Below are 17,219 nucleotides of genomic sequence, written 5' to 3'. Positions count from 1 at the left end.
AAAAACCCGCGAAGCGTCCGACTACCGGGCTTTTCTCGCCGAGCCTAGCGTGCTGGTCCCTGCTAACAAAAGGACACGGCTGGCATGCGCCGTTATTTCATTACCCGAGGAGCCAAGACCACCGCTGGCGGGACCGTCGTCGGCGGTTTGACGGGCTTTTGCATCACCCAAGTGGATATCGCCCTTGAAGGTCATGAGGTGCTTTGCCCGGTATGCAAAACCACCGGAGTCATAGTCTGTGTTGGCCCGCGCCTGGAGCAGTGGGCACGAGGGCGACGGGTGGCGCTCTCGGACGATCTCTGCCGCTGTAAATGCGACCCGCCCCCGCGCCTGCTGGCCGACCAGTTCGAGCGGTTTCAGACCCTTACCGCCGAAGACTCCGCGGTACACCGCCGAAGCGCGACTGCATCGGAAGCACCAGCGCCCGCGAAAAACCCCGCCCCGAGCTCAACACCTTCCGCTTTCAGCGAAATACTCGAGTCAGCCTGCGAGCGCAATTGGCGCTTCTACCAGAAGCAGGCAGAAGACGTGATCGCCCCCGGCGGCAAGCTGATCGCCGACCCCAGGTTGCGCAACCGGCTCATCAACTCGGCGTATGCCCAGCTCTGGCGCCTCGATAACCGTTTTCAGTGGGCTGGCCTTGCGGCGTTTGCCTCCAAGCAAGTGGGGTGCGGTTTGCTGCACGCGGCAGAATCCATCGAGAAAATTCAGGCGGAATTTGAAGCGGCGGAGCAATTACGAAGAAGTGCCCGGAAAGGGGTTTGGGGGTTGTTCAGCGCCGAGGAACGTGAACGGCAGGCAAAGCTGCGGGAGTATGAGCGGCGCCTGCGGGACCATGAACAAGCCAGCCGCAATAACCCAATGCCTGATGTTGATTGGCGGCGCGAGGGTGAACCGTTATCGAGCGTGCAGCAGCTTTATCAACATGTGTACGAGATGATGGCGATGGGCAATACCACGCTGTTTTTGGATGTGTTTCCGTTGCATGCGTTTTATAAGGAGCGGGGGTTGGGGTTGCTTGAGACCTGCCTGTCCTCGCGCCAGAACATTTTTGAGGATGGGCTACAGCGGGTGTTGTGGCCGGTGGGGCAGGATAAGTTGAGGTTTGGGGGGGATTACCCGGAAATATTGCATGCATTCAAGGCTATTGACGATGGAGACATTGCTAAAAGTGTTGAGCATCTGGCTGACCACGAACAACGAAACATTCTTCAACCGACCATGTACGGTGATCCAAAACTAGTGGCTCTGCTACGTAGCAACCATCTTTCATACGTCACGGGTATACCGTCCGGGATCGCTCAAGCCATTGAACTGACACTGGCAAACCAATGCAGCACCGCTGATGACGGTCGGACCATTGATTTCAGTAACAACCCCTTCGCCAATCTAGCCGATATCGACCAGCGTATGGCATTCGTGCTCAAGGCTGCAGCGCGGTTTCACACACTACTAAATAGCACTGAGCGGTATCGAATCGAACTCGAGCTAGAAGACATCGCTGAAAGCCGGGGGGGCCGATGAATCGGATCGCGAAGATAGGTTGGCGACGTGGCGGAACGGGACTGGTCGTTGCAGCATCACTCATATGGGTAGCGATACGCCTGAGCGCGGAAGATCCGGAAATAGCACTGATGCTTGGCGAGCCCTGGGAAGACATGCGTCAGCGCTCCAGCGCAAGCATTGGGCCGGCGATTCCCGGACACCACTGGTTCAGAATGCCGAAATCCGATGCTCGACTTCGCTACACAGATCCAAAATACGGATTCGTAACCCCTTTGGCCCGCTTCTTCACGATAGGCTTCGATGATGAGCGAGTTGGCAGTATTCGTATGTCACCTCAAATCGAGCCACTATTGCTCGACGACACCCTCAAAGTCGTACTGGATTTGCAGGAGCAATGGCGCAAGGCGGGTTGGGCGCCCATCCGTGTCGCGTCCAACCCCCCATTCGCCGACACCCCGGAATGGCGTGCCCGGCTACGAAATGTGAACCGAGGCGGCACAGCCTATTGGCGAGCAAGTGACCAGTATCAAGTGATGCTGGTGGTTGGACGATTCAAGGACGATAGACGCCCCACAGAGGAGCGTTACCTCATGACGCTGCAACTGGCCACGCCATGGGGGCCTCCTTAACCGTACCCGATAGACCCGTCACTACCTGATCGCTCCCATCCGTGGGAACGATCCTTAAAACGTCACCTGGCGCACCTGTTTCTCCAGCTCAACCTTCAAACCGGGCTCCAACTTAAGCTGCCGCGCCAGCTCATCCAGATACGCCTTCTCCATAAAGTTCTCCTCATCCACCAGCATCACACTGGCGATGTACATCTCGGCGGCCATTTCCGGGGTGCTTGCCGCCCGCGCCACATCGGCCGGGTCGAGGGGTTTGTTCAGCTCGCCATGCAGCCAGCTTTGCAATTCGCGGTCGTTATCCAGCTTGGTGAATTCACCTTCGATCAGCGCGCGCTCGCGCTCGTCCACATGCCCGTCGGCCTTGGCCGCCGCCACCAATGCCTTGAGGATGGCTTGGCTGTGTTGCTCGACCTGGGCCGCTGGCAGGCGGTCGATGGTTTGCGGCTCGCCCTGGGGCGCGCTGGCCTGTTGCGCCTGCCAGTTGCCGTAGGCTTTGTAGGCGATCACGCCCAATGCCGCCAGCCCGCCATAGGTCAGGGCCTTGCCGCCGAACTTGCGCGCTTTTTTATTGCCCAGCAGCAGGCCCATAGCCCCGGCCGCCAGGGCTCCGCCACCGGCGCCGCCGAGCAAACTGCCGAGCCCGCCACTGCCGAGCAACCCGCCCAGGGCGCCTTTGTCGTCGGATTTGCCCTGGCCACCGGCCTTGTTCTGCAACATGTCCTGACCAGACTTGAGCAGTTGATCGAGTAATCCACGGGTATTCATGCGTAGCCTCCAGACACTAGGGTTCATAGGACCAATAGGCTCCCAGCGTAAAACTAAGTGCTAAAAAACCCTGATCTAGAGTGCTTCCAGATGTAACGCGGCTATCCTTCGGTTAAATCGATATACACTCGAGTCAGTCGATAAAAACACCCCACTGGTAATTCCAGCATGATGACCTTGCGTCAAATCCGGCACTTCATCGCCGTGGCCGAGACCGGCTCGATCTCCGCGGCGGCGCAAACCGCGTTTATTTCGCAGTCCACCCTGACCCTGGCGATCCAGCAACTGGAGCAGGAAATCGGCGTCAACCTGTTCAACCGCCATGCCAAGGGCATGACCCTGACCCACCAGGGCCATCAGTTTTTGCGCCAGGCGCACTTGATCCTGGCCACCGTCGACAACGCCAAACGCAGCCTGCAGCAGAGCACCGATCAGGTGGCCGGGCAGTTGATCGTCGGCGTGACCAGCCTGGTGGCCGGTTATTACCTGGCCGACCTGCTCACCCGTTTCCAGCGCGCCTACCCCAATGTGGAAATCCGCGTGATGGAAGATGAGCGCCCGTACATCGAGCATTTGCTGGTCAGCGGCGAGATCGATGTGGGCGTGTTGATCCTCTCCAACCTCGAAGACCGCCACGCGCTGCAGACCGAAGTACTCACCCACTCGCCCCACCGCTTGTGGCTGCCGGCGCAACATCCGCTGCTGGAACACGACAGCATCAACCTGGCCGATGTGGCGCGTGAGCCGTTGATTCAACTGAACGTCGACGAAATGGGCCACAACGCCCAACGCATGTGGGCCGCAGCCTCCCTGCAACCACGCGTCACCTTGCGCACCGCCTCCACCGAAGCCGTGCGCAGCCTGGTGGCCGCGGGCCTGGGCGTGTCGATCCAGCCGGACATGACGTACCGCCCGTGGTCCCTGGAAGGCGACATTATTGAAGCGCGCCCCATCGCCGACCTCAGCCAGACCCTCGACGTCGGCCTCGCCTGGCGCCGTGGCACGGCACGGCCGGCGCTGGTCGACCCGTTCCTGACCGTGGCGCGGGAACAGCCCCATCCCCGCAAGCCATCTATTTAATCGAATGCTGCATTCAGTATTTAGTATTTGTTGGCCTCGCGTCTGACCTCTAGTCTCGGTACATCCATGAGAGAAGGTCGGGCGCCTTGTAAGAGAACGCCCATGACCGCACAAGAAAAGAGATCGCGAAAAATGTCCGCTGCGCCCACCCCGCTGCTCACTGCGTTGCTGATCGACGGCGAACTGGTCCAGGGCCAGGGCTTTGTCGAACCGATTCTCAACCCAGCCACGGGTGAAGTGCTGACCCAGATCGCCGAAGCCAGCACCGAACAGGTTGAAACCGCCATCCTCGCGGCCCACCGCGCATTTGCCGGCTGGTCACGCACCACGCCGCAGCAGCGTTCGAACATTCTGCTGGGCATCGCCGACGCCATCGAGCACCAAGCCGACTACCTGGCCCGCCTGGAATCCCTGAACTGCGGCAAGCCGTTGCACCTGGCGCGCCAGGATGACTTGAGCGCCACCGTCGATGTGTTCCGCTTCTTTGCCGGCGCCGTGCGCTGCCAGACCGGCCAGCTCAGCGGCGAATACCTGCCGGGCTACACCAGCATGGTGCGGCGTGATCCGATTGGCGTGGTGGCCTCGATTGCGCCGTGGAATTACCCGCTGATGATGGCCGCGTGGAAGATCGCCCCGGCCCTGGCCGCCGGCAATACCCTGGTGTTCAAGCCGTCGGAACACACGCCACTGTCGATCCTCGCCCTGGCCCCGGCCCTCAGCCAATTGTTGCCACGCGGGGTGATCAACATTCTGTGCGGCGGCGGCGAAGGCGTCGGCAGCCATCTGGTCAGCCACCCGAAGGTGCGCATGGTGTCGTTGACCGGCGATATCGTCACCGGGCAAAAAATCCTGCAGGCCGCCTCGAAAACCCTTAAACGCACGCACCTGGAACTGGGTGGCAAGGCGCCGGTGATCGTGTGTAACGACGCCGACCTGCAAGCCGTGGTCGAAGGCGTGCGCACCTACGGTTACTACAACGCCGGCCAGGACTGCACTGCCGCGTGCCGCATCTACGCCCAGGCGGGGATTCACGACAAATTGGTCGCCGACCTGGGTGCGGCGGTCAGCAGCCTGCGCTTTGCCGGCAAGCGCGACGCCGACAACGAACTCGGCCCACTGATCAGCACGCGCCAGCGCGACCGCGTCGCCAGTTTTGTCGAACGCGCCCTCGGCCAACCGCATATCGAGCGCGTCACCGGCGCCGCCGTGCATTCCGGCGCGGGCTTCTTTTATCAGCCGACCTTGCTCGCCGGCTGTAAACAAAGTGATGAAATCGTCCAGCGCGAAGTGTTCGGCCCGGTGGTCACTGTGACCCGCTTCGACGAACTGGAGCAGGCGGTGGACTGGGCCAACGACTCCGAATACGGCCTGGCCTCGTCGGTGTGGACCGAGAACCTGGACAAGGCCATGCAGGTGGCGGCGCGTCTGCAATACGGCTGCACCTGGATCAACAGCCATTTCATGCTGGTCAGCGAAATGCCCCACGGCGGCTTGAAACGCTCCGGGTATGGCAAAGATCTGTCCAGCGATTCGCTACAGGACTACAGCGTGGTGCGGCACATCATGGCCCGCCACGGCCAGCACCTTTAAAAACAACAACTAAGCTCATGCGTCACCGGCTGCAAAAAACTGCCCCGACCATAATTAAAGAAGAGGGATTCCCCATGTCCGCGCATAAGACCGCACTGCTCAGTGCCCTGACCACCGCGCTGCTGGCCAGCGCCAGCCTGCAGGCCGCCGAACCGCTCAAGGCGGTAGGTGCCGGCGAAGGCCAGTTGGATATCGTCGCCTGGCCCGGCTATATCGAACGTGGCGAAAGCGACAAAGCCTACGACTGGGTCACAGGTTTCGAGAAGGAAACCGGCTGCAAGGTCAATGTGAAAACCGCCGCCACCTCTGACGAAATGGTCAGTTTGATGGCCAAGGGCGGTTACGACCTGGTCACCGCGTCAGGCGATGCGTCGCTGCGCTTGATCGGCGGCAAGCGGGTGCAGCCGATCAACACCGCGTTGATCCCGAACTGGAAGAACATCGACCCGCGCCTGAAAGATGCGCCGTGGTACGTGGTCGGCCAGCAAACCTACGGTACTCCGTACCAGTGGGGGCCGAACGTGCTGATGTACAACACCAACGTGTTCAAGACCGCGCCCACCAGTTGGAACGTGCTGTTCGAGGCGCAGAACCTGCCGGATGGCAAGCCGAACAAAGGCCGCGTGCAAGCCTATGACGGCCCGATCTACATCGCCGATGCGGCGCTGTACCTCAAGTCGACCAAACCGGAACTGGGCATCCAGAGCCCGTATGAGCTGACCGAAACCCAGTACAAAGCCGTGCTCGAAGTGCTGCGTGCGCAGCAACCGTTGATCCACCGCTACTGGCACGACACCACCGTGCAAATGAGTGACTTCAAGAACGAAGGCGTGGTCGCCTCCAGCGCCTGGCCGTATCAGGTCAACGGCCTGATCAACGAGAAACAGCCGATTGCCTCGACCATTCCCAAGGAAGGCGCCACCGGCTGGGCCGACACCACCATGCTGCACAGCGAGGCCAAGCACCCGAACTGCGCCTACAAATGGATGGACTGGTCGCTGCAACCGAAGGTCCAGGGCGATGTCGCCGCCTGGTTCGGCTCCCTGCCGGCGGTGCCTGCGGCCTGCACCGGCAGCGAATTGCTCGGCGCCGAGGGTTGCAAGACCAACGGTTTCGACCAGTTCGACAAGATCGCCTTCTGGAAAACCCCGCAGGCTGAAGGCGGCAAGTTCGTGCCGTACAGCCGCTGGACCCAGGATTACATCGCGATCATGGGCGGCAGGTAAGACCCTGCAGACGGCATAGATCCCCTGTGGGAGGGGGCTTGCCCCCTCCCACAGGGTTGACCGCATTCACAGATGTTCTGTTTTTTCAGAAGTCCAGGCCGGGCCGCTGCGACGACCCGCGCCTTTTGGGAGCACCGCACCATGACGCTTGCAGTCCAATTCACCCACGTTTCCCGTCAGTTCGGCGAAGTGAAAGCCGTTGACCGGGTTTCCATCGATATCCAGGACGGCGAGTTCTTTTCCATGCTCGGCCCTTCCGGCTCGGGCAAGACCACCTGCCTGCGCCTGATCGCCGGGTTCGAGCAGCCGAGCGCCGGCTCGATCCGGATTCATGGCGAAGAAGCCGCCGGCTTGCCGCCGTATCAGCGTGACGTCAACACCGTATTCCAGGATTACGCGCTGTTCCCCCACATGAATGTGCGCGACAACGTGGCCTACGGCCTGAAAGTCAAAGGCGTGGGCAAGACCGAGCGCCTCGACCGCGCCGAAGAAGCCCTGGCCATGGTCGCCCTCGGCGGCTACGGCGAGCGCAAGCCGGTGCAGCTCTCCGGCGGCCAGCGCCAACGGGTGGCCCTGGCCCGCGCGCTGGTCAATCGCCCACGCGTATTGCTGCTGGATGAACCGCTGGGCGCCCTCGACCTCAAGCTGCGCGAACAGATGCAAAGCGAGCTGAAAAAGCTGCAACGCCAGCTCGGCATCACCTTTATCTTCGTGACCCACGACCAGACCGAAGCGCTGTCGATGTCTGACCGCGTGGCCGTGTTCAACAAGGGCCGCATCGAACAGGTCGACACCCCACGCAACCTCTATATGAAACCGGCCACCGCATTCGTCGCCGAATTCGTCGGCACCTCCAATGTGATTCGCGGCGAGTTGGCCCAGCGCCTCAGCGGCAGCCCGCAGCCGTTCTCGATCCGCCCCGAGCACGTGCGCTTTGCCGAAGGCCCGTTGGCGGCCGGCGAAGTGGAAATCAGCGGCCTGTTGCATGACATCCAGTACCAGGGCAGCGCCACCCGCTATGAACTGAAACTGGCGAACGGCCAGGCGTTGAACATCAGCCAGGCGAATAACCAGTGGCTGGACACCAGCAACGGCTATCAGGTCGGCCAGCCCATCACCGTGCGCTGGGCGCAGGCCGCCATGACCACCCTGACCGACCACACAGGCGAGGTGTGACATGAGCCTGGCCCTGACCCAACCGCCGATGCGCAGGTTTTCCAACCTGCTGTACCGCAAGCCCAACCTCTACCTGGCGATGCTGCTGATACCGCCGCTGATCTGGTTCGGCGCGATCTACCTGGGCTCGTTGCTGACCCTGCTGTGGCAAGGCTTCTACACCTTCGACGACTTCACCATGGCGGTCACGCCGGACCTGACCCTGGCCAACTTCGCCGCGCTGTTCCAGCCGTCGAACTTCGACATCATCCTGCGCACCCTGAGCATGGCGATTGTGGTGTCGATCGCCAGTGCCGTCGTCGCCTTCCCGATCGCCTATTACATGGCGCGCTACACCACGGGCAAGACCAAGGCGTTCTTCTATATCGCGGTGATGATGCCGATGTGGGCCAGCTATATCGTCAAGGCCTACGCCTGGACCTTACTGCTGGCCAAGGGCGGCGTGGCGCAATGGTTTGTGCAGCACCTGGGCCTGGAGCCGGTGTTGCAGTTCGTGCTGGGGATTCCCGGCGTGGGCGGCAGCACCTTGAGCACCTCGCACTTGGGGCGGTTCATGGTGTTCGTCTATATCTGGCTGCCGTTCATGATCCTGCCGATCCAGGCATCGCTGGAGCGTTTGCCGCCGTCGTTGCTGCAGGCTTCGGCGGACCTGGGCGCCAAGCCGCGCCAGACCTTCATGCAAGTGATCCTGCCGCTGTCGGTGCCGGGGATTGCGGCCGGTTCGATCTTCACGTTTTCGCTGACCCTGGGCGACTTCATCGTGCCGCAACTGGTCGGGCCGCCGGGTTACTTCGTCGGCGGCATGGTGTACGCCCAGCAAGGCGCCATCGGCAACATGCCCATGGCCGCGGCGTTCACCCTGGTGCCGATCGTGCTGATCGCGGTTTACCTGTCCATCGTCAAACGCCTGGGGGCCTTCGATGCACTCTGAGAAATCATCACTCGGCTTGAAGATTGCGGCCTGGGGCGGCTTGGTATTTTTGCACTTCCCGATCCTGATCATCTTCCTGTATGCCTTCAATACCGAAGAAGCGGCGTTCAGCTTTCCGCCCCAGGGCTTCACCCTGAAGTGGTTCAGCGTGGCCTTCGCCCGCCCGGACGTGCTCGAAGCGATCAAGCTGTCGCTGCAGATCGCAGCCATTGCCACCCTGATCGCCATGGTCCTCGGCACGCTCGCTTCAGCCGCGCTGTATCGCCGCGAGTTCTTCGGCAAGCAAGGCGTGTCGCTGATGCTGATCCTGCCGATCGCGCTGCCGGGGATCATCACCGGGATCGCCCTGCTGGCGACCTTCAAGACGCTGGGCATCGAGCCCGGGATGTTCACCATCATCGTCGGCCACGCGACCTTCTGCGTGGTGATCGTCTACAACAACGTGATCGCCCGCCTGCGCCGCACCTCCCACAGCCTGATCGAAGCCTCGATGGACCTGGGCGCCGACGGCTGGCAGACCTTCCGCTACATCATCATGCCCAACCTGGGCTCGGCGCTGCTGGCCGGCGGCATGCTCGCGTTTGCACTGTCATTCGACGAAATCATCGTCACCACCTTCACCGCCGGGCATGAGCGCACCTTGCCGCTGTGGCTGCTCAACCAGTTGAGTCGCCCGCGGGATGTGCCGGTGACCAACGTGGTGGCGATGCTGGTGATGATCGTGACGATGTTCCCGATTCTGGGTGCCTATTACCTGACCCGCGGCGGTGAAAGCGTGGCAGGCAGTGGCGGTAAGTAACTTTTCCATTGAACCCGGTTTCTTCAGGGCAATAACAATAGTTTTTTGGAGGAATGAACCATGCAAACCAAACTTTTGATCAACGGCCAACTGGTCGAAGGCGAAGGCCCGGCACAAGCGGTGTTCAACCCGGCGCTGGGCCGTGTGCTGGTGGAAATCAAGGAAGCCAGCGAAGCCCAGGTCGACGCCGCCGTGCGTGCCGCCGACGCGGCGTTTGAAAGCTGGTCGCAAACCGCGCCCAAGGATCGCTCGCTGCTGCTGCTGAAACTGGCGGACGTGATCGAAGCCCACGGCGAAGAGCTGGCCAAACTGGAGTCGGACAACTGCGGCAAACCCTACAGCGCTGCGCTGAATGACGAGATCCCGGCGATTGCCGATGTGTTCCGCTTCTTCGCCGGAGCCAGCCGCTGCATGAGCGGCTCGGCCGGCGGTGAATACCTGCCAGGCCACACCTCGATGATCCGCCGCGATCCGGTGGGCGTGATCGCCTCCATTGCCCCGTGGAACTACCCATTGATGATGGTCGCCTGGAAAATCGCCCCGGCCCTGGCCGCCGGTAATACCGTGGTGCTCAAGCCGTCGGAACAAACTCCGCTGACCGCCTTGCGCATGGTCGAACTGGCGTCGGAGATTTTCCCGGCTGGCGTACTCAACCTAGTCTTCGGCCGTGGGCCTACCGTGGGCAGCCCGTTGGTGAACCACCCTAAAGTGCGCATGGTGTCGCTGACCGGCTCCATCGCCACGGGCGCCAACATCATCTCCAGCACCGCCGACAGCGTGAAGCGCATGCACATGGAGCTGGGCGGCAAGGCACCGGTAATCATCTTCAACGACGCCGACATCGAGGCGGCGGTGGAAGGCATTCGCACCTTCGGTTTCTACAACGCCGGCCAGGATTGCACCGCGGCCTGCCGCATCTATGCCCAAGCGGAGATCTACGACGCGTTCGTCGAGAAACTCGGCGCCGCAGTCGCCAGCATCAAGTACGGCTTGCAGGATGACCCGACCACCGAGCTCGGCCCGCTGATCACCGCGCAACACCGCGACCGCGTGGCCGGGTTCGTCGAACGTGCCGTGGCGCAGCCGCACATCCGCCTGGTGACCGGCGGCAAAGCGGTGGAAGGCAACGGTTTCTTCTTTGAACCGACGGTTTTGGCCGATGCGCAGCAGGACGATGAGATCGTGCGCCGCGAGGTGTTCGGCCCGGTGGTGTCGGTGACCAAGTTCAGCGATGAAGCACAGGTGCTGGGCTGGGCCAACGATTCGGACTACGGCTTGGCGTCGTCTGTGTGGACCGCGGATGTCGGACGTGCCCACCGCTTGGCCGCACGCTTGCAGTACGGCTGCACCTGGGTGAACACCCACTTCATGCTCGTCAGCGAAATGCCTCACGGCGGTCAGAAACTGTCGGGGTATGGCAAGGACATGTCCATGTACGGGCTGGAGGACTACACCACCGTGCGCCATGTGATGTTCAAGCACTGAACCTCACCCTGATGCCTTGACTGTAGGAGCAGGCTTGCTCGCGAAGAACGCCAACGATAATGCGGGGCATCCGATTAAACGCGGTGTCCAGGCGCCTGTCGCGAGCAAGCCCCTCCCACATCGGACCTTCATAATTCCCGGGTAATGTGCTCACTCACGGCCCGGAAATGTCTTGTCGCATTTGCCAAGCCATCATCCCGCTATCAATCATTTTTCCTACGCCATCGAACCGCTTAAGCTATGCGGCGTCTGTTTAATGTCCGTTGCGTTTGGCCGAAGGTAGGTCCGAACCGTTATTTCTGATCCAGCACGTGCCAGGGCCGGCGCGGGATTTGCTCACGACAGGTTGTCTCTATGCACCGCAGGAATTTGCTCAAAGCGTCCATGGCCATTGCGGCTTACACCGGTTTATCGGCCAGCGGCCTATTGGCCGCGCAGGCCTGGGCCGGGAACCGCGCCGCCGACGGCAAAGCCGTGGCGTTCGATTTCGAAACGCTGAAGGCCCAGGCCAAGCAACTCGCCGGGACCGCGTATAAAGACACCAAACAGGTGCTGCCGCCAACCTTGGCGAGCATGACACCGCAGAACTTCAATGCCATCGGCTACGACGGCAACCATTCGCTGTGGAAGGAATTGAACGGCCAGTTGGACGTGCAGTTTTTCCACGTCGGCATGGGCTTCAAGACGCCCGTGCGCATGCACAGCGTCGACCCCAAGACCCGTGAAGCCCGCGAAGTGCATTTCCGCCCTTCGCTGTTCAACTATGAAAAATCCACGGTCGACACCCAACAACTGACCGGCGATCTGGGTTTCTCCGGCTTCAAGCTGTTCAAGGCGCCGGAGCTGGATCGCCACGACGTGCTGTCGTTTCTCGGCGCCAGTTACTTCCGCGCGGTGGATTCCACCGGGCAGTACGGCCTTTCCGCACGCGGCCTGGCGATTGATACCTACGCGAAAAAACGCGAGGAATTCCCCGACTTCACGCAGTTCTGGTTCGAAACCCCGGACAAAAACGCCACGCGCTTTGTGGTCTACGCCCTGCTCGACTCGCCGAGCGCCACCGGCGCCTACCGTTTCGATATCGACTGCCAGGCCAGCCAGGTGGTGATGACCATCGACGCGAACATCAATGCGCGCACCGCCATCGAACAACTGGGCATTGCCGCGATGACCAGCATGTTCAGCTGTGGTACCCACGAACGACGCATGTGCGACACCCTCCACCCGCAAATCCATGACTCGGACCGCCTGGCGATGTGGCGCGGCAACGGCGAGTGGATCTGCCGTCCGCTGAACAACCCGGCCAAGCTGCAATTCAATGCGTTCGCCGACACCGACCCGAAAGGCTTCGGCCTGGTGCAGACCGACCATGAATTTGCCAGCTACCAGGACACTGTCGACTGGTACAGCAAGCGCCCAAGCCTGTGGGTCGAACCGACCACCGCGTGGGGCGAAGGCTCGATCGACCTGCTGGAGATCCCGACCACCGGCGAAACCCTGGACAACATCGTGGCCTTCTGGACCCCGAAAAAACCCGTGGCCGCGGGGGATTCGCTCAACTATGGCTACAAGTTGTACTGGAGCGCCCTGCCGCCGGTAAGCACGCCGTTGGCGCAAGTCGACGCCACACGTTCAGGCATGGGCGGTTTCACCGAGGGTTGGGCACCGGGCGAGCATTACCCGCCCGTCTGGGCGCGCCGGTTTGCCGTGGACTTCAAGGGCGGCGGCCTGGATCGCCTGCCACCCGGCACCGGTATCGAGCCGGTGGTGACCTGCTCCAACGGTGAAGTGAAAGACTTCAGCGTGCTGGTGCTGGACAACATCAAGGGCTATCGCATCCTGTTCGACTGGTACCCGACCAGCGACAGCGTGGAGCCGGTGGAGCTGCGCCTGTTTATCCGCACCCAGGACCGCACCTTGAGTGAAACCTGGTTGTACCAGTACTTCCCGCCGGCACCCGAGCAGCGCAAGTACACCTGAGCCCCTGACCCATAATGAGGGAACGGGCTTGCTCAGCACAGTAAGCCCGCTCCCCCACTGGTTACCGGCGTTTCAGAACCGCGACACACTTTTCATCGCCCCAATCAGATAGCGCATCGCCACCTGATCGTTCTCGGTCAGGGCGCGATACTGCGCCACCAATTCAGCCTCATCGGAACTCAACCTTCGGGCGCGCAAGGACACCCCGCGGTTCAGAAAAGACGCCACCACACCCGCTACACCATAGGACTTGGCCATGGACTGTTTCTCCTGATATCGATCAAAAACTCCGTGTGCCCATTACCCGCCTGCCGTGAAGCGCAATGCCTCGGTAGACAAACCGACTGACTCCCTGGGCCAGAAATCAGACTTACCCTAAGCGTAGAAACAATCTCGTGACGTGTGGGATTTTTTTAGAGTATTCACTTAAATAATTGGGTCAGGAATAAATACCTACAGCCATATCCCACAGCTCCCGGCAAAAAAAACCCACCGGGTCAGGGTGGGTTTTGTTGGAGCCGATGAAGGATCAATCCCTGAGATCAGACTCATGAATCGGCTGATCCCGATGGGTCGCCCGCTGGTACTGGGCCGGCCAGGTCGCCTTGCGCCCACCCAGGTCATCGTCGGCATGCAACGGCCAGTAAGGGTCACGCAGCAGTTCTCGGGCGAGGAAGATGATGTCGGCCTGGCAGGTGCGCAGGATGTGTTCGGCCTGGGCCGGCTCGGTAATCATGCCCACGGTGCCGGTGGCGATGCCCGACTCTTTGCGCACGCGCTCGGCAAACCGCGTCTGGTAGCCGGGGCCGATGGGGATCTCGGCGTTGGCGGCGGTGCCGCCGGAGGACACGTCGATCAGGTCGACGCCCAAGTCTTTCAGGCGGCGCGCCAGCTCCACGGTTTCATCGGGGTTCCAGCCGTCTTCCACCCAGTCGGTGGCCGACACCCGCACAAACAGCGGCAGGTCTTGCGGCCAGACTTCGCGCACCGCTTCGGTGACTCGCAGTACCAGGCGGATACGGTTTTCAAAGGTTCCGCCGTACTGGTCCTGACGCTGATTGCTGATGGGCGAGAGGAATTGATGCAGCAGGTAACCGTGAGCGGCGTGGATCTCCACCACTTCAAAACCGGCGGTCAACGCGCGCTTGGCTGCGGCGACAAAATCAGCGATCACTTGCTCGATCCCCGCGTCGTCCAGCGGACGGGGCTGCGTGTGGTTCGGGTCAAAGGCAATCGGCGACGGCCCCACCGGCACCCAGCCGCCGTCTTCCGGCTTGAGGCTGCCGTGCTTGCCGATCCACGGCCGATGGGTGCTGGCCTTACGCCCGGCGTGGGCCAGTTGAATCCCGGCCACCGCGCCCTGGGCCGCGATAAAGCGCGTGATGCGTTGCAGCGGGGCGATCTGTGCGTCGTTCCACAGGCCCAGGTCTTCGGCGGTGATACGGCCCTCGGCGGTGACGGCGGTGGCTTCGGTGAAAATCAGCCCGGCCCCGCCGACGGCGCGACTGCCGAGGTGGACCAGGTGCCAGTCGTTGGCCAGGCCATCGACGCTGGAGTATTGGCACATTGGCGACACGGCAATGCGATTGAGCAGGGTCAATTGGCGCAGGGTGTAGGGTTCGAGCAACTGACTCATGGCGCACCTCTTCTTGGCTTTTTGGGCACTTCTGTAGGAGCGAGCTTGCTCGCGAAAGCCTCATGGGCGCCGCGTTTATCCAGGATCGACGCGTTACCGTTAAGGTTTTTCGCGGGCAAGCCCGCTCCTACACAACAGTGCTTAGAGCCTAGTCGACAACGAGGGATCGCACAGGGTTCAGAAGGTAAAACGGGAGCCGATTGCCGGCTCCCGTTCAACAGCCGCTTACATTTCGACCTGGGTGCCCAGCTCGATCACCCGGTTGACCGGGAGTTTGAAGAAACGCAGGTTGCCGTTGGCGTTCTTCAACATGAACGCAAACAAGCCTTCGCGCCAGCGGGCCATGCCTTTGATGCGCGAGGCGATCACCGTTTCGCGGCTGAGGAAGTACGTGGTGCGCATCGGGCTGAAATCCAGGTCATCCAGGTGGCACAGCTTCAGCGCTTCGGGCACGTCCGGCTCATCGGTAAAGCCGAAGTGCAGGATCACGCGGAAGAACCCTTCGCCGTAGGCATCCACCTCGAAGCGCCGTGCGGCGGGAACGCGGGGAATGTCTTCGTAGACCACCGTCAGCAACACCACTTGCTCGTGCAGCACCTGGTTATGCAGCAGGTTGTGCAACAGCGCATGGGGCACCGCGTCGGGCCGCGCGGTGAGGAACACCGCGGTGCCCTGCACGCGATGGGGCGGCTGCACGCGGATACTGCCGATAAAGATCGGCAACGGCAGGCCGCCCTCGTCGAGGCGGTCCATCAACAGTTCCTTGCCGCGTTTCCACGTCGTCATCAGGATAAACAGCACGATCCCCGCCAATACCGGGAACGCACCGCCCTGGATGATTTTCGGCACGTTGGCGGCGAAGAACAGCCCGTCCACCAAGAGGAAACCGATCAACACCGGAATCGCCAGCACCGGTGGCCATTTCCACAGCAACAGCATCACTGCCGACACCAGGATGCTGGTGATCAGCATGGTGCCAGTCACCGCCACGCCGTAGGCTGAAGCCAGCGCGGCGGACGACTCGAAGCCCAACACCAGCAGGATCACGCCGACCATCAGCGACCAATTCACCGCGCCGATGTAGATCTGCCCTTGTTCAGCGCTGGACGTATGCTGAATGTGCATGCGCGGGATGTAACCCAACTGGATCGCCTGACGGGTCAGGGAGAACGCGCCGGAAATCACCGCCTGGGACGCAATCACCGTGGCCAGGGTGGACAACACCACCAACGGAATCAGCGCCCAGCTCGGTGCGAGCAGGTAGAACGGGTTACGCGCCGCTTCGGGGTTTTCGAGCAGTAGCGCACCTTGGCCGAAATAGTTGAGCACCAACGCCGGCAGCACCAGGGCGAACCACGCACGGGCGATGGGTTTGCGCCCGAAGTGGCCCATGTCGGCGTACAGCGCTTCGGCACCGGTCAATGCCAGCACCACGGCGCCGAGAATCGCCACACCCATGCCAGGGTGGACTATAAAGAAACGCACACCCCACACCGGGTTCAACGCGTTGAGTACTTCCGGATGCTGGCTGATGCCATGCACGCCCAGGCCCGCCAGCACCAGGAACCACAACACCATGACCGGCCCGAACAGCTTGCCGATGCGGTCAGTGCCATGTTTCTGGATCAGGAACAGGCCCACCAGCACCACCAGCGACAACGGCACGACCCAGCGTTCAAGTCCCTCAAAGGCCAGTTCCAGGCCTTCTACCGCCGAGAGCACCGAGATTGCCGGGGTGATCATGCTGTCGCCGTAAAACAGCGCCGCGCCGATCAACCCGAGAATTACCAGCACCGAGCGCAGTTTCGGATACGGCGACGCCGCCCGCCGCGCCAACGCGGTAAGGGCCATGATGCCGCCCTCACCCTGGTTGTCGGCGCGCAGGATGAACAACACATACTTGATCGAAACGACCCAGATCAGCGACCAGAAGATCAGCGCCAGGATCCCGAAGACTCCGTCATGGTTGACCTGAACCCCATAACCTCCGCTGAACACCTCTTTAAGGGTGTAGAGCGGGCTGGTCCCGATATCGCCGTAAACTACCCCGACCGCTGCCACCAGCATACCAATCGGCTTGGCGTTGGAATGCTCGGCACCCGCTGCCTGACTACTTGCCTGACCCATCAACCACTCCTGCCCTATGACCTGAGGTCTCTTATAAACAACGCATCTAAGCTGACCTTAGCATGCGCTGTTTTACTTCTCGTAACAGACGTTTTATTGACCCAAGGATTTCACCCGCGAGCAACGGCGCGAAGCATAGCGCAGCACTCGTCGTATTTCCCTGCATAAAGCTGGTCAAGTGCGTTGCCCGTCGCTAGAATTGCGCACTTTTTGATCAGAGGCATAAAAGCCCCTCTCTCACGAGTGCGCTAAGTGCCCGTCTACCGCCTTGTCGTGCCCGACTGGCGGC

The 17,219-nt window shown here is 61.4% G+C and carries 14 protein-coding genes; 10 read left to right on the top strand and 4 right to left on the bottom strand.

The genetic code is table 11. The features are described 5' to 3' along the window. The first annotated feature begins 84 nt into the window (after positions 1 to 84). Both U5A08_RS06235 and U5A08_RS06230 read left to right on the top strand, forming a co-directional pair. The gene (locus U5A08_RS06235; protein ID WP_253393684.1) at positions 85 to 1,524 is read left to right on the top strand and encodes a PAAR domain-containing protein; all 1,440 of its coding nucleotides are present in this window, start codon (positions 85 to 87) and stop codon (positions 1,522 to 1,524) included. Next, positions 1,521 to 2,135 (top strand): hypothetical protein, encoded by a 615-nt coding sequence (locus tag U5A08_RS06230; RefSeq protein WP_253393683.1) that lies wholly within the window; start codon positions 1,521 to 1,523, stop codon positions 2,133 to 2,135. The genes U5A08_RS06235 and U5A08_RS06230 overlap by 4 nt, the downstream gene beginning before the upstream one ends. A gap of 54 nt (positions 2,136 to 2,189) precedes the next feature. Here the strand turns inward: U5A08_RS06230 and U5A08_RS06225 are convergent, their stop codons facing one another. Beyond that, positions 2,190 to 2,900: a tellurite resistance TerB family protein gene (locus tag U5A08_RS06225; protein ID WP_253393682.1), complete on the bottom strand. Its 711-nt coding sequence runs from the start codon at positions 2,898 to 2,900 to the stop codon at positions 2,190 to 2,192. A gap of 168 nt (positions 2,901 to 3,068) precedes the next feature. Between U5A08_RS06225 and U5A08_RS06220 the strand changes: the two genes are divergently transcribed. The 8 genes from U5A08_RS06220 (at position 3,069) to U5A08_RS06185 (ending at position 13,167) form a co-directional block, all read left to right on the top strand. After that, complete coding sequence (locus U5A08_RS06220) at positions 3,069 to 3,980, top strand: LysR family transcriptional regulator (RefSeq protein WP_253393681.1); 912 nt, start codon at positions 3,069 to 3,071, stop codon at positions 3,978 to 3,980. Positions 3,981 to 4,112: 132 nt separating this feature from the next. Continuing rightward, a complete protein-coding gene (locus U5A08_RS06215; protein WP_247407789.1) occupies positions 4,113 to 5,570 on the top strand; it encodes a gamma-aminobutyraldehyde dehydrogenase in 1,458 nt (485 codons plus the stop codon). 74 nt (positions 5,571 to 5,644) lie between these two features. Then, positions 5,645 to 6,796: a putative ABC transporter substrate-binding protein YdcS gene (gene ydcS, locus U5A08_RS06210; protein WP_247407787.1), complete on the top strand. Its 1,152-nt coding sequence runs from the start codon at positions 5,645 to 5,647 to the stop codon at positions 6,794 to 6,796. 141 nt (positions 6,797 to 6,937) lie between these two features. Next, the gene (locus tag U5A08_RS06205; protein WP_321850782.1) at positions 6,938 to 7,972 is read left to right on the top strand and encodes an ABC transporter ATP-binding protein; all 1,035 of its coding nucleotides are present in this window, start codon (positions 6,938 to 6,940) and stop codon (positions 7,970 to 7,972) included. Position 7,973: 1 nt separating this feature from the next. Then, positions 7,974 to 8,903, top strand: coding sequence for an ABC transporter permease (locus U5A08_RS06200; protein ID WP_247404959.1), 930 nt, complete (start codon positions 7,974 to 7,976; stop codon positions 8,901 to 8,903). After that, positions 8,893 to 9,702, top strand: coding sequence for an ABC transporter permease (locus tag U5A08_RS06195; protein WP_150292796.1), 810 nt, complete (start codon positions 8,893 to 8,895; stop codon positions 9,700 to 9,702). The genes U5A08_RS06200 and U5A08_RS06195 overlap by 11 nt, the downstream gene beginning before the upstream one ends. A gap of 60 nt (positions 9,703 to 9,762) precedes the next feature. Then, positions 9,763 to 11,187 carry a gamma-aminobutyraldehyde dehydrogenase gene (locus tag U5A08_RS06190; RefSeq protein ID WP_321850777.1) on the top strand — a complete coding sequence of 475 codons (1,425 nt, stop codon included), beginning with the start codon at positions 9,763 to 9,765 and terminating at the stop codon, positions 11,185 to 11,187. A gap of 354 nt (positions 11,188 to 11,541) precedes the next feature. Further along, the gene (locus U5A08_RS06185; protein ID WP_321850775.1) at positions 11,542 to 13,167 is read left to right on the top strand and encodes a glucan biosynthesis protein D; all 1,626 of its coding nucleotides are present in this window, start codon (positions 11,542 to 11,544) and stop codon (positions 13,165 to 13,167) included. 72 nt (positions 13,168 to 13,239) lie between these two features. Here the strand turns inward: U5A08_RS06185 and U5A08_RS06180 are convergent, their stop codons facing one another. The 3 genes from U5A08_RS06180 to U5A08_RS06170 form a co-directional block, all read right to left on the bottom strand. Beyond that, on the bottom strand, positions 13,240 to 13,425 hold the full coding sequence (locus U5A08_RS06180) for a hypothetical protein (RefSeq protein WP_253393673.1): 186 nt from the start codon (positions 13,423 to 13,425) through the stop codon (positions 13,240 to 13,242). 271 nt (positions 13,426 to 13,696) lie between these two features. Continuing rightward, positions 13,697 to 14,803 carry an NADH:flavin oxidoreductase/NADH oxidase gene (locus tag U5A08_RS06175; RefSeq protein ID WP_321850774.1) on the bottom strand — a complete coding sequence of 369 codons (1,107 nt, stop codon included), beginning with the start codon at positions 14,801 to 14,803 and terminating at the stop codon, positions 13,697 to 13,699. A gap of 225 nt (positions 14,804 to 15,028) precedes the next feature. After that, complete coding sequence (locus U5A08_RS06170; protein ID WP_321850772.1) at positions 15,029 to 16,930, bottom strand: potassium transporter Kup; 1,902 nt, start codon at positions 16,928 to 16,930, stop codon at positions 15,029 to 15,031. Positions 16,931 to 17,219: the final 289 nt, after the last annotated feature.

It is taken from the genome of Pseudomonas paraveronii (assembly GCF_963681955.1).
Taxonomy (GTDB): Bacteria; Pseudomonadota; Gammaproteobacteria; order Pseudomonadales; family Pseudomonadaceae; genus Aquipseudomonas; species Aquipseudomonas paraveronii.
This window is presented reverse-complemented; position numbering and strand designations above follow the sequence as displayed.

Bases quoted from the DNA above. Each gene is read 5' to 3' on its own strand.
- U5A08_RS06235 (WP_253393684.1), top strand. From the start codon at position 85: ATGCGCCGTTATTTCATTACCCGAGGAGCCAAGACCACCGCTGGCGGG.
- U5A08_RS06230 (WP_253393683.1), top strand. From the start codon at position 1,521: ATGAATCGGATCGCGAAGATAGGTTGGCGACGTGGCGGAACGGGACTG.
- U5A08_RS06225 (WP_253393682.1), bottom strand. From the start codon at position 2,900: ATGAATACCCGTGGATTACTCGATCAACTGCTCAAGTCTGGTCAGGAC.
- U5A08_RS06220 (WP_253393681.1), top strand. From the start codon at position 3,069: ATGATGACCTTGCGTCAAATCCGGCACTTCATCGCCGTGGCCGAGACC.
- U5A08_RS06215 (WP_247407789.1), top strand. From the start codon at position 4,113: ATGTCCGCTGCGCCCACCCCGCTGCTCACTGCGTTGCTGATCGACGGC.
- ydcS (WP_247407787.1), top strand. From the start codon at position 5,645: ATGTCCGCGCATAAGACCGCACTGCTCAGTGCCCTGACCACCGCGCTG.
- U5A08_RS06205 (WP_321850782.1), top strand. From the start codon at position 6,938: ATGACGCTTGCAGTCCAATTCACCCACGTTTCCCGTCAGTTCGGCGAA.
- U5A08_RS06200 (WP_247404959.1), top strand. From the start codon at position 7,974: ATGAGCCTGGCCCTGACCCAACCGCCGATGCGCAGGTTTTCCAACCTG.
- U5A08_RS06195 (WP_150292796.1), top strand. From the start codon at position 8,893: ATGCACTCTGAGAAATCATCACTCGGCTTGAAGATTGCGGCCTGGGGC.
- U5A08_RS06190 (WP_321850777.1), top strand. From the start codon at position 9,763: ATGCAAACCAAACTTTTGATCAACGGCCAACTGGTCGAAGGCGAAGGC.
- U5A08_RS06185 (WP_321850775.1), top strand. From the start codon at position 11,542: ATGCACCGCAGGAATTTGCTCAAAGCGTCCATGGCCATTGCGGCTTAC.
- U5A08_RS06180 (WP_253393673.1), bottom strand. From the start codon at position 13,425: ATGGCCAAGTCCTATGGTGTAGCGGGTGTGGTGGCGTCTTTTCTGAAC.
- U5A08_RS06175 (WP_321850774.1), bottom strand. From the start codon at position 14,803: ATGAGTCAGTTGCTCGAACCCTACACCCTGCGCCAATTGACCCTGCTC.
- U5A08_RS06170 (WP_321850772.1), bottom strand. From the start codon at position 16,930: ATGGGTCAGGCAAGTAGTCAGGCAGCGGGTGCCGAGCATTCCAACGCC.